This window comes from Dactylosporangium sp. NPDC049140 (genome assembly GCF_040648435.1).
The window spans coordinates 185,206-201,225 of record NZ_JBEZDS010000016.1; the positions used below are offsets into that span (position 1 = coordinate 185,206).

At 73.5% G+C, this 16,020-nt stretch carries 12 protein-coding genes; 7 read left to right on the forward strand and 5 right to left on the reverse strand.

What is annotated here, in order from left to right; translation table 11 throughout:
• Window positions 1-18: 18 nt before the first annotated feature.
• Window positions 19-1,269, reverse strand: a complete 1,251-nt coding sequence (locus tag AB0B76_RS26130; protein ID WP_360380131.1) for an amidohydrolase — start codon at window positions 1,267-1,269, stop codon at window positions 19-21.
• A gap of 836 nt (window positions 1,270-2,105) precedes the next feature.
• Here AB0B76_RS26130 and AB0B76_RS26135 point away from each other — a divergent pair.
• Complete coding sequence (locus AB0B76_RS26135; protein WP_360380050.1) at window positions 2,106-3,881, forward strand: serine/threonine-protein kinase; 1,776 nt, start codon at window positions 2,106-2,108, stop codon at window positions 3,879-3,881.
• Window positions 3,882-3,900: 19 nt separating this feature from the next.
• Window positions 3,901-5,532, forward strand: a complete 1,632-nt coding sequence (locus tag AB0B76_RS26140; protein WP_360380053.1) for a phospho-sugar mutase — start codon at window positions 3,901-3,903, stop codon at window positions 5,530-5,532.
• Here the strand turns inward: AB0B76_RS26140 and AB0B76_RS26145 are convergent.
• Window positions 5,527-5,742, reverse strand: coding sequence for a hypothetical protein (locus AB0B76_RS26145; RefSeq protein ID WP_360380056.1), 216 nt, complete (start codon window positions 5,740-5,742; stop codon window positions 5,527-5,529). The two genes, AB0B76_RS26140 and AB0B76_RS26145, sit on opposite strands and share 6 nt — an antisense overlap.
• A 96-nt stretch (window positions 5,743-5,838) precedes the next feature.
• A complete protein-coding gene (gene upp / locus AB0B76_RS26150; RefSeq protein ID WP_360380058.1) occupies window positions 5,839-6,480 on the reverse strand; it encodes a uracil phosphoribosyltransferase in 642 nt (213 codons plus the stop codon).
• Between the two features lie 25 nt (window positions 6,481-6,505).
• Between upp and deoC the strand changes: the two genes are divergently transcribed.
• From deoC to AB0B76_RS26175, 5 genes are all read left to right on the forward strand, one after another.
• Window positions 6,506-7,444 carry a deoxyribose-phosphate aldolase gene (gene deoC, locus AB0B76_RS26155; protein WP_360380061.1) on the forward strand — a complete coding sequence of 313 codons (939 nt, stop codon included), beginning with the start codon at window positions 6,506-6,508 and terminating at the stop codon, window positions 7,442-7,444.
• A gap of 2 nt (window positions 7,445-7,446) precedes the next feature.
• Window positions 7,447-8,877, forward strand: coding sequence for an aldehyde dehydrogenase family protein (locus AB0B76_RS26160; RefSeq protein WP_360380063.1), 1,431 nt, complete (start codon window positions 7,447-7,449; stop codon window positions 8,875-8,877).
• Window positions 8,867-9,724 (forward strand): aldehyde dehydrogenase family protein, encoded by an 858-nt coding sequence (locus AB0B76_RS26165; RefSeq protein ID WP_360380065.1) that lies wholly within the window; start codon window positions 8,867-8,869, stop codon window positions 9,722-9,724. The genes AB0B76_RS26160 and AB0B76_RS26165 overlap by 11 nt, the downstream gene beginning before the upstream one ends.
• A gap of 92 nt (window positions 9,725-9,816) precedes the next feature.
• A complete protein-coding gene (locus AB0B76_RS26170; RefSeq protein ID WP_360380067.1) occupies window positions 9,817-11,055 on the forward strand; it encodes a DNA primase in 1,239 nt (412 codons plus the stop codon).
• A 227-nt stretch (window positions 11,056-11,282) separates the two neighbouring features.
• Window positions 11,283-14,741, forward strand: coding sequence for a hypothetical protein (locus AB0B76_RS26175; protein WP_360380070.1), 3,459 nt, complete (start codon window positions 11,283-11,285; stop codon window positions 14,739-14,741).
• A 291-nt stretch (window positions 14,742-15,032) separates the two neighbouring features.
• Here AB0B76_RS26175 and AB0B76_RS26180 read toward each other — a convergent pair whose 3' ends face one another.
• Entirely contained in the window at window positions 15,033-15,635 is a 603-nt protein-coding gene (locus tag AB0B76_RS26180; protein WP_360380073.1) for an ATP/GTP-binding protein, read from the reverse strand.
• Window positions 15,616-15,993 (reverse strand): DUF742 domain-containing protein, encoded by a 378-nt coding sequence (locus tag AB0B76_RS26185; protein WP_360380076.1) that lies wholly within the window; start codon window positions 15,991-15,993, stop codon window positions 15,616-15,618. The genes AB0B76_RS26180 and AB0B76_RS26185 overlap by 20 nt, the downstream gene beginning before the upstream one ends.
• Window positions 15,994-16,020 lie beyond the last annotated feature (27 nt).

A 16,020-nucleotide genomic window follows, 5' to 3' on the forward strand; every position in this document is an offset into this window, starting at 1 on the left:
CAGTCTTAGAAAGGACGCTCAGAACGCGCCGGCGCTCAGCGCGGCCAATGCCGTGTGGACCATGATCCGCACGCCGTGGCCGATCGCCCGCTCGTCGACGTCGAAGGCCGACTGGTGGATGTCGAACTTCGTCTCCGAGCCGGGGATGCCGGTGCCGAGCCGGATCATCGAGCCGGGCACGTTCTCCAGGTAGAAGGCGAAGTCCTCGCCGCCCATGCTGATCTCGGCCTCGACCACGCGGTCGGGGCCCAGGGCGGCGCCGGCCGCGCCCGCGATGATCGCGGTGGCGAGCCGGTCGTTGACCACGGGCGGAACGCCGCGGGTGTACGTCACCTCGACGTCGGCCCCGGTGGGCGCGATGACGTCGTGGACGAGCTTGGTGACCAGTTCCGGCAGGTCGCGCCAGGCCTCGCGGCTGAGCACGCGGATCGTGCCGCGGGCCATGCCTTCGATCGGGATGGCGTTGGCGGCCTCGCCGGCCCGCACCGCGCCCCACACCATCGACACCCCGGCCCGCGCGTCGAGCTTGCGGTCCAGCAGCGACGGCACGTCGACCAGGATGCGGCCGAGCGCGTGCACGAGGTCGGCGGTCAGGTGCGGGCGGGCGGTGTGCCCGCCGCGGCCGCTGAGCCGGACCTCGATCTTGTCGGCGGCCGCGGTGAACGGCCCGGAGCGCACGCCGACCAGGCCGACGGGCAGCTGGGGCGCGCAGTGCAGGGCGAAGATCGCGGCGACCTCGTCGAGCGCGCCGGCCGCGATGACCTCGGGCGCGCCGCCCGGCATGGTCTCCTCGGCCGGCTGGAACAGCAGCCGGACCCGGCCGGGCAGCTCGCCGCGCTCGGCCAGCTGGGCCAGCGCGAGGCCGACACCGAGCAGGATCGTGGTGTGCACGTCGTGGCCGCAGGCGTGGCAGACGTTGTCGACGGTCGAGCGGTACGGCACGTCCTTGGTGTCGGGCAGCGGCAGCGCGTCGAGGTCGGCGCGCAGCGCGATGACGCTGTCGCCACGGCCGATGTCGCACATCAGGCCGTTGCCCTTGGGCAGCAGGCGGGGCGAGAGCCCGGCGCGGGTGAGCTCGCGGGCGATCAGCGCCGCGGTCTCGAACTCCTGGCCGGACAGCTCCGGGTGGGCGTGGATGTGACGACGGATCGCTACGAGCTCGGCACCGCGGGACGCAAGCCAGCGGTCGAGCTGTCCGGGCAGCGGATCGGCTCCGGGTGGGGTCTCGGGCCAGCCCTCGGACAGCCGCTCGGCCCTCGACGACGTCAACCTGCCAACCGGGCGCGCCGCCGTGGCGGCGGTCTCGGTCAGCGTCAGCGCTCTCGTCACGGTGAGTTCTCTATTTCGGTCTAAAGGAGCGGCCCGCCCCATGCGTGCCATGGACAGACTAACCGGGTCAAGGTGACGGAGCGCAACATCATTCTCGTGATGCCGGAATAGCTGAGCGTCACTTAACCGCTGCTAAAGGCGCCGAACAGCAGAGGCCACCTCACCCCCTCTAACGCGTGACCGGCGCCACGGTCACGCGGTGTCGCGACAAGTTTTCGCGCCGATGCCGTGAGTTGCGTCGCCACTGTTCAACACACAGTGACGGAAGACGTCGCAGGGTGGCATGACCCCGAAACCCGGCGACGCACCCCTCGTCCGACTACCGGCCGGCGGAGTTCAGAATCCAGGAAAGCCGAGTCGCCGATGTTCCCGAATGGTTTCCGTCACCTGCCTAGACGCTCCATCCGCCTGTTCAGGTTCCCCGGATGAACGAATTCAATCCTGCAACCGTCCGCAGGGCTACATGGCCAGTACGGTCCGTTGTCTTCGGGTCACGGTACGGTGAAGGACCGGACCCCACCTTTCGTCGGCGGCCAAGAACACGCAAGATAGTGGGGCGAGAAGTCAACCTCCCCTCTCCCCATGACGGTTAACTGCCTGTGACTCAGCTTCCGACGTGGCATGGCGAGCCCCTGCCACCCACCGGTGCTCTGGCCTCGGCCGGAGCCGGGCGCGAACCTGCGCGCGGCCCCGACTCCACCTCCAACGGACCCGCCTCGCCACGCGAGCCCGGCTCGACCGCTCCCCCGGTTCCGGGGCAGCGCGCCGCGCCCGGTGTGGTGATCGGCGGGCGCTACGCCCTGCGCACCGCCATCGGTCACGGCGGCATGGGCACCGTCTGGCGCGCCAGCGACACGCTGCTGCGCCGCGACGTGGCGGTCAAGGAGGTGATCCTCCCGCCCGGCCTCGCCCCGAGCGACCGCGACTCGATGTACCAGCGGACCCTGCGCGAGGCCCGTGCGGCCGCCGCGCTCTCCCACCCCGCGGTGGTACAGGTGTACGACGTCGTGACCGAGGCCGGCCGCCCGTGGATCGTCATGGAGCTGCTCCAGGCGCGCAGCCTCGCCGAGATGATCGTCGAGGACGGCCCGCTCGCGGCCCGGGCGGTCGCCAAGATCGGCATCGCGCTGCTCGGCGCGCTCGAGGTGGCCCACGCCGCCGGGGTGCTGCACCGCGACGTCAAGCCGGCCAACGTGCTCATCTGCGGCGACGGCCGGTGCGTGCTCACCGACTTCGGCGTGGCTCGCATGCCCACCGACAGCGAGCTCACGACGCCCGGCATGGTGCTGGGCTCCCCGCACTTCATCTCGCCCGAGCGCGCCATCGGGGCCAAGTTCGGGCCCCCGAGCGACCTGTTCTCGCTCGGCGTCACGCTGTACACCGCCGTCGAGGGCCGGCCGCCGTTCGACAAGCGCGACCCGTTCGAGACCATGCGGGCCGTCGTCGAGGAGCCGCCGGCGCAGTCGATGCGCGCCGGGCCGCTGGCCGGGGTGCTCTACGGGCTGCTGGAGAAGGATCCGGCCCGCCGCTGGAACGTCGAGACGGCCCGGGCCGTCCTGCGCGACCTGCTCGCGGGCCCGCTGGCCAGCAACGCGCCGGCGCACATGACCGACCCCTACGCGGTGGTCCGCCCGGCCCACCAGCCGACGATGGTCCACCCGCAGCAGCCGACCGGCCAGATCGGCGGGCGGGCCATGATGGCGCCCGGCGAGACGGTCAGCGGGGCGCTGCGGCGGATGAGCTCGGGCGCGCCCGCCCAGGGCGGCCCGCACGAGGTCGAGCTGGAGCGCACCGGCGCCGAGACGTACAACGCCTACGGGCCCGAGTACGCCCAGGACGACTGGGCCCAGGGCCCGACCACGTCCACCCCGCCCGGCTCCGGCCGGACCTTCGGCGCTGGCGCGAGCGGGCTCACCGCGCGGGTCAAGGCCGCCCCGAGCTGGATGAAGGCGGGGGTCGCGGCCGCGGTCGTGCTCGTGCTGTTCCTCGGCATCGGCGCCGCGGCGGGGCTGTTCTCCGGCGACGGCGGCGACAAGGGCGGGGCGCCCAGCGCGCGCGGCTCCAGCGCCCCGGCCGGCCCGTCGTTCGAGGTGGAGCCGTTCATCCATCCGGGCGGCATCACGGTCAGCGTGCCGAAGGGCTGGACGAAGAAGCAGCAGGGCGCCGCCGCCGCGCCGTACTTCGACATCACCGACCCGACCGACGCCAACCGCCGCATCCGGGTCAACATCGAGAAGGCCTCGGCCAGCCCGCAGGCGTTCCTGGAGTCCGCCGAGAAGCGGCTGCAGACCACGCCCAGCAGCTGCGAGACGCCGTACAGCCGGGTCGGCCTCAACGCCGGCAAGCTCGACGGGCAGACGTCGGCGGTCCTGGAGTACACCTGCGGCTCCGGCGAGCACCTGCGCCACGCGCTGTGGGACGCGGTCGTGGTCAACGGCAAGGCCTACCACTTCTTCGTGACGGTGCCCGACGCCCGGTTCACCGAGAGCAAGGCGATCTTCGAGCAGATGGTCGCCAGCTTCAAGCTCACTACGGCGACGACCGGCGGCTGAGCCGTGTTATGAAAGGCAGATGACCTCCCCCCTACGCTCGGTCGCCGAGGCCTGGCTCGCCGATGATCCCGACCCGGCGAGCCGGGACGAGCTGCAGGCCGTCCTCCACGACGAGACCGAGCTGGCGGACCGGTTCGCGGGCCCGCTGCGCTTCGGCACCGCGGGCCTCCGCGGGCCGCTGCGGGCCGGGCCGAACGGGATGAACCTCGCGGTCGTGCGCGGCGCGGCGGCCGGCCTGGTGCGCTGGCTCGCCGCGCAGAGCCCTGCCCCCAGCGGGGGCCCCCACGCCCCCGACGAGCGGCCCCTGGTCATCGGGTACGACGCCCGGCACGGCTCGCACGCCTTCGCCGTCGAGACCGCCCGGGTCGCCACCGGCGCCGGCCGCCGCGCGCTGCTCATGCCCCGGCCCCTGCCGACCCCGGTGCTCGCCTTCGCCGTGCGCCACCACGGGGCGGCCGCGGGGGTCATGGTCACCGCCAGCCACAACCCGCCGCAGGACAACGGCTACAAGGTGTACCTCGCCGACGGCGCCCAGCTCGTCCCGCCCGCCGACGCCGGGATCGAGCACGCGATCCGTGCGGTGGGCCCGCTCGCCGACGTGCCGCTCGGCCCGCCGGGCGAGGTCCTCGACGAGCGGATCGTGCGCGAGTACGTCGACGCCGCGCTCGGCGTCATCGACCCCGAGGTGCCGCGGGACCTGGCGGTCGCGTACACCCCGATGCACGGCGTCGGCCGGGAGGTCTTCGCGGCCACGCTCGCCGCGGCCGGCTACCCGGAGCCGTTCGTCGTCGCCGAGCAGGCCGAGCCCGACCCCGAGTTCCCGACCGTGGCCTTCCCCAACCCGGAGGAGCCCGGCGCCACCGACCTGCTGCTGGCGCTGGCCGCGCGGGAGGGCGCCGACATCGCCATCGCCAACGACCCCGACGCCGACCGGTGCGCGGTCGCCTACGCCGCCGGCGGGGTCTGGCGGCAGCTGCGCGGCGACGAGGTCGGGGTGCTGCTGGCCGACCACCTCATGCGCCGCGGGGTCCGCGGCCGCTACGCGACCACGATCGTCTCCTCCAGCCTCCTGTCCCGCCTGTGCGCGGACCGGGGGCTGCCCTACGGCGAGACGCTCACCGGCTTCAAGTGGATCGTGCGGGCCGGGGACGACCTGGTGTACGGCTACGAGGAGGCCCTGGGCTACTGCGTCGCCCCCGGGATGGTGCTCGACAAGGACGGCATCACCGCCGCGCTGCTGGTCTGCGAGCTCGCCGCCGGGCTCAAGGCCGAGCTGCGCACGCTGGGCGACCGGCTCGACGAGCTGGCGCTGCGCTACGGGGTGCACGCCACCGACCAGCTCTCGGTGCGCGTCGAGGACCTCAACGAGATCGCGGAGATGATGGCCACGATCCGCTCCCGCCCGCCGGCCGAGCTGCTCGACGAGGCGGTGACCGCGGTCGAGGACCGGCTGCCCGAGTCCGACGTGCTCATCCTGCGCGCCGGCACCACCCGCGTCGTGGTCCGGCCCTCGGGGACGGAGCCGAAGCTGAAGGCGTACCTCGAGGTCGTCGAGCCCGTCGCCGGCGGCGACATCGCCGGGGCCCGGGAGCGCGCGTCCGCCGCGCTCGCCGCCCTGCGCACCCAGACCGCGGAGGCGCTCGGCCTATAGCGTCACCGAGAAGAGCTGGGACTCGGAGCAGCCCGCAGCCGGGCACGAGCTCGGGTCGACGACGCAGCGCCGCGGGCTGAGCCCCTGGCGGGCGTCGGCCTCGCGGATCCCCGCCACCGGCTCCCGCAGCGTCGCCGAGGCGACAGCGCCTGAGCCGGCCAGGGCCAGGAGCACCGCGGCCAGCAGCATCAGGTCTTTTCGGTACCCCATCGCCGGTCAACGTAAGGCCGGCCCCGTTCACCCTTTCAAGGGCGAGGCCGCCGTAACCCCTCGTTACGGCGACCTTTCTTAAGCAAGGTTTTAAGTTCAGGCGTCGCCGAAGCGGGGCATGCCGCCGAACTGGCGGTCGCCCGCGTCGCCCAGGCCCGGGACGATGAACATGTGCTCGTTGAGCCGCTCGTCGATCGCCGCGGTGACCAGGCGCATCGGCAGGCCGCTGTTGGCCAGCCGCTCGATGCCGGCCGGGGCGGCCAGCACACACAGCACCGTGATGTCGGTCGCACCCCGGTCGACCAGCAGGCGCACGCAGTGCTCCAGCGAGCCGCCGGTGGCCAGCATCGGGTCGAGGACCAGGACCGGGATGCCGGACAGGTCGCGGGGCAGCGACTCCATGTAGGCGCGCGGCTCGTAGGTGTGCTCGTCGCGCGCCAGCCCCACGAACCCCATGGACGACTCCGGCAGCAGCCCCAGGGCGGCGTCGGACATGCCCAGCCCGGCCCGCAGCACCGGCACGAGCAGCGGCGGGCGGGCCAGCCGGGTGCCCTCGGCGGTCGCGACCGGCGTCTTCACCGGGAACTGCTCGGTGGCGAACGAGCGTGCCGCCTCGTACACGAGCATCGTCGTGAGCTCGTGCAACGCGGCACGGAACGCCCCGTTGTCGGTGCGTTCGTCGCGCATCGCGGTCAGTCGCGACTTGGCCAGGGGGTGATCCACCACGAGTACGTCCACGATGCGAGAGCCTAGTATTTTCCCCATGAGCCTCACCGCCGAGGTCACGCCGCGTTCACAAGGCGCGCTGCGGACCTTCTTGCACGGCCTGCCGGGAGTCGACCAGGTCGGCGCCGAGCAGCGCGCCGCGATGCTGGGCACCCGGTCGATCAAGACCACGGCCAAGGCCCAGGCCATCGACCTGGCGATCCGCATGGTCGACCTGACCACGCTGGAGGGCTCGGACACGCCGGGCAAGGTGCGCGCCCTGTGCGCCAAGGCGGTGCGCCCCGACCCGGCCGACGCGAGCTGCCCGAGCGCGGCGGCCATCTGCGTGTACCCCGCGATGATCGCCGGGGCCGCGGCGGCCCTGCGCGGCTCGAAGGTCCACCTGGCCAGCGTGGCCACCGCCTTCCCCTCCGGCCAGGCCCCGCTCGCGGTGAAGCTGGCCGACACGCGCGCCGCGGTCGCCGACGGCGCCGACGAGATCGACATGGTGATCTCCCGCGGCGCGTTCCTGTCCGGCCGCTACGCCGAGGTGCACGACGAGATCGCGGCGGTCAAGGAGGCCTGCGGCCCGGCCCACCTCAAGGTCATCCTCGAGACCGGGGAGCTGGCCACCCTCGACAACGTGCGCCGCGCCTCCTGGCTGGCGATGCTGGCCGGCGCCGACTTCATCAAGACCTCCACCGGCAAGATCCAGCCCGCGGCGACCCTGCCGGTGACGCTGGTGATGCTGGAGGCGGTGCGCGACTTCCGGGCCGAGACCGGGCGGGTCATCGGCGTGAAGCCGGCCGGGGGCATCCGGACCGCCAAGGACGCCATCAAGTACCTCGTGCTGGTCAACGAGACCGCGGGGCCCGACTGGCTGGACCCCGACCGGTTCCGCTTCGGCGCGTCCACGCTGCTCAACGACCTGCTCATGCAGCGCACCAAGCTCGCCACCGGCCACTACAGCGGCCCCGACTACTTCACCCTGGACTAGCGATGGAATTCTCTTACGCCCCCGCGCCCGAGTCGCGCGCCATCGTCGACATCGCCTCGTCCTACGGCCTGTTCATCGGCGGCGAGTTCGTCGACGGCAAGGGCGAGCCGTTCAAGTCGATCAACCCGGCCAGCGAGGAGACCCTCGCCGAGATCGCGTGCGCCGACGCGGCCGACGTCGACGCCGCCGTGAACGCCGCCCGGCACGCCTACGACAAGGTGTGGGGCCCGATGCCCGGGCGGGAGCGGGCGAAGTACCTCTTCCGCATCGCCCGGATCATCCAGGAGCGCGGCCGCGAGCTGGCGGTGCTGGAGTCGCTGGACAACGGCAAGCCGATCCGCGAGTCGCGCGACGTGGACATCCCGCTCGTCGCCGCGCACTTCTTCTACTACGCGGGGTGGGCCGACAAGCTGCCGTACGCGGGCTTCGGCCCCGACCCGCGCCCGCTGGGCGTTGCCGGCCAGGTCATCCCGTGGAACTTTCCGCTGCTCATGCTCGCGTGGAAGATCGCCCCGGCGCTGGCCGCGGGCAACACGGTCGTGCTCAAGCCGGCCGAGACCACGCCGCTGACCGCGCTGCTGTTCGCCGAGATCTGCCGCCAGGCCGAGCTGCCGCCGGGCGTGGTCAACATCATCACCGGGGCGGGCGAGACCGGCCGGCTGCTGGTCGAGCACCCGGGCGTCGACAAGGTCGCCTTCACCGGGTCGACCGAGGTCGGGCGGGCGATCGCGCGGGCGGTGGCCGGCACCGGGAAGCGGCTCACGCTGGAGCTGGGCGGGAAGGCCGCGAACATCGTCTTCGACGACGCGGCGCTGGACCAGGCGGTCGAGGGCGTCGTCAACGGCATCTTCTTCAACCAGGGCCACGTGTGCTGCGCGGGCTCGCGGCTGCTGCTGCAGGAGTCGGTGGCCGAGGAGTTCCTCGCCTCCCTCAAGCGCCGCATGGCGCAGCTGCGCGTCGGCGACCCGCTGGACAAGAACACCGACGTCGGCGCGGTCAACTCGGCGGCCCAGCTGGCCCGCATCCGGGAGCTGTCGCAGGTCGGCGAGCAGGAGGGGGCCGAGCGCTGGTCGGCCCCCTGCGAGCTGCCCGACCGCGGCTTCTGGTTCGCTCCGACGATCTTCACCGGCGTCACCCAGGCGCACCGGATCGCCCGCGAGGAGATCTTCGGGCCGGTCCTGTCGGTGCTGACGTTCCGCACGCCGGACGAGGCGGTGGAGAAGGCCAACAACACGCCGTACGGGCTCTCGGCCGGCGTCTGGACCGAGAAGGGCTCGCGCATCCTGCAGATCGCGGACCGGCTCCGGGCCGGCGTCGTGTGGGCCAACACGTTCAACAAGTTCGACCCGACCTCACCCTTCGGCGGGTACAAGGAGTCGGGCTACGGCCGCGAGGGCGGCCGGCACGGGCTGGAGGCCTACCTTGAGCACTGAAGGCCGTCTGGCCGTCCGCAAGACGTACAAGCTGTACATCGGGGGCGCGTTCCCCCGCAGCGAGTCGGGGAGGTCCTACCAGGTGCAGTCGGCCTCGGGCGAGTTCCTCGCCAACGCCGCGCTCGGCTCCCGCAAGGACGTCCGCGACGCCGTGAAGGCGGCCCGGGCGGCCGTGGCGAAGTGGTCGGGGGCGACCGCGTACAACCGCGGGCAGATCCTCTACCGGGTCGCGGAGATGCTGGAGGGGCGCCGCTCGCAGTTCGTCGAGGAGGTCGCCGCGGCCGAGGGGGCCGGCGCCGACGTCGTCGACGCGGCCATCGACCGCTGGGTCTGGTACGCCGGCTGGGCCGACAAGATCGCCCAGGTCCACGGCGGGGCCAACCCGGTCGCCGGGCCCTACTTCAACCTCTCCGCCCCGGAGCCGACCGGCGTCGTCGGGGTCGTCGCCCCCGCCGACTCCTCGCTGCTGGGGCTGGTCAGCGTGATCGCGCCCGCGATCGTGACCGGCAACACGGTCGTCGTGCTCGCCGCGCCCGAGCGCCCGCTGCCGGCCGTCACCCTGGCCGAGGTGCTCGCCACCTCCGACCTGCCCGGGGGCGTGGTCAACCTGCTCACCGGCTCGGTCGCCGAGATGGCGCCCTGGCTCGCCGCGCACATGGACGTCAACGCCATCGACCTGACCGGTGTGACAGACCCCACACTCGCGAAGGAGTTGGAAGCGGCCGCGGCGGAAAACCTGAAGCGGGTGATCCGACCGAGCACTCCGGACTGGGGCGCCGATCCCGGCGTTTCGCGCATGCTCTCGCTCCTGGAGATCAAGACGGTCTGGCACCCCAAGGGGGTCTGACCGCCGCAGACGGTGCACACTAGGGTGTTTTGTGCGCGAGGCCACACAGGCCCTGATGTGCCCGCACGCCGAGCCCGACTACGGAGGTCACAGTGGCCCGCCAGTCTCCCTCTTCCCGGCCCGCGTCGTCGCGCCCAGCGGCATCGCGCAATGCACCGCGCAAGGCCGCGCCGGCCGCGGCGCCCGCCGCGCCCGCGGCCGAGCCGGTCGAGGAGGAAGTGGACGCCGTCGAGCCGATCGACGACGAGGTCGACACCGTCGAGGACGCCGACGCCGCGGACGCGGACGCCGACGCCGACGCCGCCGACGATGCCGAGGACGACGAGGACGACGCCGACCTCGACGAGGACGACGTCGACGAGGAGGACGGCGCCGGCGAGCGCTCGGCCCTGGCCGACGCGATGTGGAACGACGTGCGCGTCGAGCCCGTCGAGATCGCGCTGCCCAAGGGGGTCGGCTACACGCTGCGGGCCTACCGGCTCAACACCGAGCTGACCCCGACCGAGGTCGACGAGGAGGAGGACGACTTCGCGATCCTCCACCGGCGCCCGCAGGAGGACGAGGACGACGACCGGGTCGTGATCCTCGAGAACGCGGAGCTGTTCGAGGACGAGCCGGAGCCGGCCGTCGTGGAAGCTTCATCGAAGACCGACAAGAAGAAGCCCGCGCGGAAGGATGCCGCGGACTCCGACGATTCGGACGACTCGGACCGCGACGAGGCCGCGGAGCTGGACGAGGACTCCGACAAGTCGGACGAAGACGACGCCGACGATGTCGACGCCGAGGCCGACGCCGAGGCCGAGGACGAAGAGGAAGAAGAGGAGGAGGAGGAAGCCGAGCCCGAGGAGGTTCCGGCGTTCCTCTCCCACCGCGGCAAGCTGCTGCTCTTCCGCTCCGCCGAGGGCCTGGTCGAGTTCGTCCAGACCGACGCCGCCGAGCACGACCTGACCCAGCTCGACACCTGGGAGAGCCTCAAGAAGCGGATCACGGTCGCGGCCGTCGTGCCCTCCGACGAGAACCGCTACGAGCTCGACCTCGTGGTGGAGAACCTCCGCGGCGGCCAGGACGCCTGGGACTCCGAGCTGCTGCTCGGCGCGGGCGAGGTGGCACGTGACCTTGCTTACGCTCTGCGCCTCGAAGCGGTCCGCACGGCGCTCTCCCCCGGCTCCCCCCTCGACGACCTCGACGAGGGCCTGCGAGCTGCGGCGTCGGGCGGCGTAGGCGGATTCTTCGCCAAGCGCCGGCTCAAGAAAATCGGGGCACAACAGGCAGCACTCGGCTGGCGGACGATTATCGGCAAAATTTCTGCCGCCGTGGACTGGCGTGATTGATTTGTGACCGACAGGATCTAAGCCGTGGGCATTTCGGCACGGCGACCCGGCCCCTAGCCGGACGGGTGTGGCGGTGGACGACGATCAGCCAACGGGGTATTCAGCCGTTTCGGCTGATCGCGTCACCGGCCGGCAACCTGTTCACTAGAGGTCGTTCAGTTTGACCTGCAGTAACACGACGGCGGGGCGCCGGGACAGTCTCCGCCGATGTGACGAAAGCTCAACTAATGTCCCGAGAGGAGGACGACGCGGTGGCGCTCGTTCGGGTGTACTGCGGTTTGGCGTCGGCTGACCCCGCCGAGCCGCAGTCGGGTTCCGACATCTGGTTGACCGTCGCGGTCGTCGACGACGCCGGCCGACTCATCGACATCTGCGAGGTGAGCGACGACGCCGGCGGTTACGCCGAGCTCAGCGCTCTGCTGGCGCAGCGCTCCGGCGGCACCTCCGCCGTGGCGGTCGCGGCCGAGAGCGACGACCACGTCGTCACCCAGCTGCTCACCGCGGCGGGCCGCAACCTCGCGTTCACCGACGACGACTCGGCCGACGACTACGCCGAGCGCTTCGCCGACGACGAGTCGCCGGAGGAGATCCAGTCCAACGCCGCCGAGCGCCGCGCGGTCGGCCTCGCCCGGGCCCTGCAGGCCGGCGTCCTCTCCGCGGTCGGCCAGAGCCCGCCGCGCGACATGCTGCCGCTCAAGCCGGTGCTCTCCGCGCACGCCGCGGTCGTCTCCGGCCGGCAGAGCGCCGCGGCCACGCTGCGCGAGGTGCTCCGCGAGCTCTACCCCGCGGCCCTGCGCGCCTACCCGGACCCGGCCGAGTCGATCCCGCTGGCCATCCTCGACGCGCTGCCCGAGCCGGGGATACTCGGCGGCGGCGCCACCGGCCGCAAGGGCGACCAGGCGGTCGTCGCCGAGCTCGCCAAGGCCGGGGTCGCCGACGCCGTCACGCTGGGCGAGGCGATCACCGCACTGCGTGTCGCGATCGCCGAGACCCCCCGCCGCACCGGCGTCAACCGGGCCATGACCACCGCGGTCGCCGAGACCATCCGGCAGTCCGTCGCGGCCGTGCGGGCCGGCGACGCCGCGGCCAACGCGCTCGTCGCGGTGCTCGCCGACAAGATGAGCCCGGCCGGCCACCGCACGCTGCCCAACCGGCAGCGCCCGGCCACGCCGCTGAGCCCGGCCGCGCCGCTCAACCAGTCGGTCCCCGCGAGCGCGTCGCCGCTGACCCCGGCGACCCCGCTGCGCCCGGCCGCCGTCCAGGACAACGCGCCGTCCCGCTCGCGGGCCGCCGCCGCCAACGCCCGGCCGGCCGCCGTGGCGAGCGAGGCGGCGCCCACCCGCTCCCGCGCCGCGACCCGGGCCGCCGAGGCCGCGAGCCGCGCCGCCGAGGTGGCCCGCGCCGAGGAGTCGGCCACCGCCCGGGCCGTCGGCGGCCGCCGCCGCGCCCAGAACGCGCCGGTCATGCCGTCGCAGGCCCAGCCGCCCGTCGTGTCCGCGCCCCCGGCGACCGTCGGGTCCGCCGCCGCCGTCGTCTCCGGACCTCCGGCCGGGCTCTCCACGCCGCCGGTCGTCTCCACGCCGCCCGGCTACGTGCCGTCGGCCCCGCCCGCCTACGGATCGGTCCCATCGGCGCCGCCGGTGTACGGCTCGGTCCCGTCGGGCCCGCCGGCCTACGGTTCGGTCCCGTCCGGGCCGCCGGCCTACGGTTCGATCTCGTCGGCCCCGCCGGCGTACGGGGTTCCCTCGGCCCCGCCGGTGACGTCGACCCCGCCCGGCTACGCGCCGGGCTCGCACGCCGCCCAGCCGCCGTACCAGCCGGCCGCCTACCAGGCGCCCGCGCCGATGTACGCGCCCGCGCCGCCCGTGCCCCCGACGTACCAGGGCCAGACGCCGTCGTACCAGGGCCAGGCGCCGACCCCGGCCTCGATGCAGTCGATCCCGGTGCCGCTGCAGGCGGCCCCGCCGCAGCCCCGGCCCGTCGCGCCGCTGCCGGTGGCCCCGGCCCCGGTCGCGCCGCCGCCGGTCGCGCCGACCCCGGTGATCCCGCCGCAGCCGACGTCGTCGTCGAACGAGCCGCAGTTCACGTCGCTCATGCCGCCCCCGCCGCCGGGCATCGCCCCGCTGATCGGGGGGCACGAGCCGCCGCGCTTCGACTCCTTCGGCTACGACCCGCTCTCCGCCCCCTCGCCCGTCCCGCCGGCCGCGCCGGTGACCCCGGCCGCGCCCACCTCGGGCGGCGCGTTCGACAGCGGCGTGCGGCTGAGCGACCTCAGCGCGCTGGGCGAGCCCCCGACGCTGGACGCCGCGAGCGCGCGCTGGCCGCTCAGCCCGGCGGACGCGCCCACCACGGAGACCTCGGCCTACAAGTTCGGCGCGGACCCGCTCGCCTCCTCCTCGGAGCTGAGCAGCCTGCCGCGGCTGAGCGACATCCCGCAGCCGCCGGACTTCTCGGCGCTGGACGCGGCGCTCGAGTCCACCTCGGGCTCGCTGAGCGCGTCCGGCACCAGGTCCCGCGGCACGGACGCCGCCCCCATGCCGCGGCGCGGGTCGGAGACGGCCGACGCGCTGAGCGCGTTCGGCTCCGGCGAGTTCCCGCCGCTCAACGGCGAGCGCTCGACCCGGTCCCGGGCCGATTCCACGGCCGACGGGCTGTCCCGGGCCGAGCGGCGCGCCGAGCGCGACCGGGCCGAGCAGGCGGCCGCCCAGACCCACGCCGGGTCGCGGCACGCCGAGCACGGCCAGGACGCCGAGCCGGCCCGCAGCGAGCGGTCCCGCACGGAGGTCCCGCGTTCGGAGCGTTCGCGCACCGAGATCCCGCGCTCCGAGCGGTCCCGGACCGAGATTCCCCGCACCGAGCGGTCCCGGACCGAGATCCCGCGCAGCGAGCGGGCCCGGACCGCCGAGCGCCACGTCGAGCTGCCCCGCCAGCGCGAGGGCCGCGTGCCCCCGCCGTGGCAGACCGGCGAGCTGCCGGTCGAGGCCGGCGGCCTGCGTCTCGTCGAGCCGGCCCCGGTGGCCGACCCGGCGCTCACGAGCGGCTACCCGGTCGACGAGCTCAGCGGGGAGTACAGCGGCGAGTTCCGCTTCGAGCCCCCGGCCCTGCGCCTGGTCGACTCGGACCGTCCGGCGGAGCGTGCCACCGCGCGCAGCACCGGCACGGGCGCCGGCCGCAGCCGCCGCGCCCCGGCCGCCGAGCGCGACGCCGGCAAGCCCGCCGACGAGGGCGACGGCGACCTGCTGATCTTCGCGGCCGCCCGCTCGGCCTGGTTCACCGACTGGGACGCCGACGCCGACGCCGAGTCCACCAGCGAGGCCGAGCGTCCGAACCCGAGCTGGGAGAACTCGAACGACACGGCGTGGCAGGCGGCCCAGCGGGCCAGCGCGCCGGAGATCGGCGACGAGACCCGCTCCGGCCTCCCGCGCCGCGTCCCACAGCAGAACCTGGTGCCCGGGTCCCCGGTCAACGCCAACCCGGAGCGGCCGCTGCGCATCGTGCGCGACGCCGCCCAGATCGCCGCGCACACGACCGGCTACTTCCGCGGCTGGCGCCGCGGGCAGGAGGTCGGCGGCTTCTCGGTCGGCGGCCGCCCGGGCCGCGAGTCGGCGGGCGGCTGGGACTTCAGCCGCGAGGCGAGCCGGGACTACCAGGAGCGCGAGTACGAGTACCGCTCCGCCCGCCGCTAGCGCATCGAGCACGTCGAGGGCCGCCCGGGTCAGCCGGGGCGGCCCTCGCTGTTTGCCGGTGCATTGACGGCCCTGTGCGGGCCGTGGGCGGGCCGGGAGCGCCCGGTGCGGTAGCGAGTACACCCAGGGGGTCCGCAGCGCTCAGCGGGGCCGGAAACGGAAACCGCCGCGTTCCGCACTCGGGGCGCAACGCAGCGTGATCCCCGGCAACGCAAACGCGCACCGGGCGTCCCTCACGGGGGCTCGGTGCGCGTCTGTGGCTGAGTGGGTGCAGCTGTTGTCGTACCGGCGCTACGCCGGCGCGGTCGCACGGCTTCGGCGCATCGACAGCACGTACTCCACCAGGGAGATGAGCACGTTCTTGGTCGACTCCCGCGAGCGCGCGTCGCACGACACGACGGGCACGTCGCTCGAGACCGCGAGCGCCTCCCGCACGTCGTCGGCGTTGTGGTACTGCACGCCGTCGAAGCAGTTGATGGCCACCAGGTACGGCAGCCGCCGGTGCTCGAAGAAGTCGATCGCGGCGAAGCAGTCGGCCAGGCGCCGGGTGTCCACCATGACGACCGCCCCGATGGCGCCCCGCACGAGCTCGTCCCACATGAACCAGAAACGGGTCTGGCCCGGGGTGCCGAACAGGTACAGGATCAGGTCACGGTCGATCGAGATACGACCGAAGTCCATCGCGACCGTGGTCGTGGTCTTGCCGGGCACGTTGCGGGTGTCATCGACCCCGACACCGGCGGAGGTCATGATGGCCTCGGTGGTCAGCGGCGTGATCTCCGAGACCGAGCCGACCAGTGTGGTCTTGCCCACGCCGAAACCGCCGGCGATGACGATCTTCGCTGACGTGACCCGCCCTGGGCGGTGCGCCACGTCAGAGCCTCCGAAGTCCACTCAGCACCCTCTCAAGCAGTTCTGTGCCCACCGACTCGTTTTCGTCGAGCGAGGCCGGCTCGTACACCGCGACCAGTCCATCGGCAGCCATGTCCGCCACGATGACGCGGGCGACACCCAGCGGGAGCTGCATGCGCGCCGCGATCTCGGCCAGAGACTGCAGGCGACCGTCGCAAAGCGTTGAAATGTATTGCTGCTCCTGGCCGTGAGCACCACCCGGCCGGGTATTGGCCGCCCGGCCACGCACGGTGGTCTCGACCAGCGCCTCGATCGCGATTTCCAGCTTGGGCCGGGTGCGACCTCGGGTGACGGCGTACGGCCTTACCAACGCGCCCGTTGGCTCATCGCGTTCGGCCATGTTCGCCGTTCACCTCCTCACTCGTCG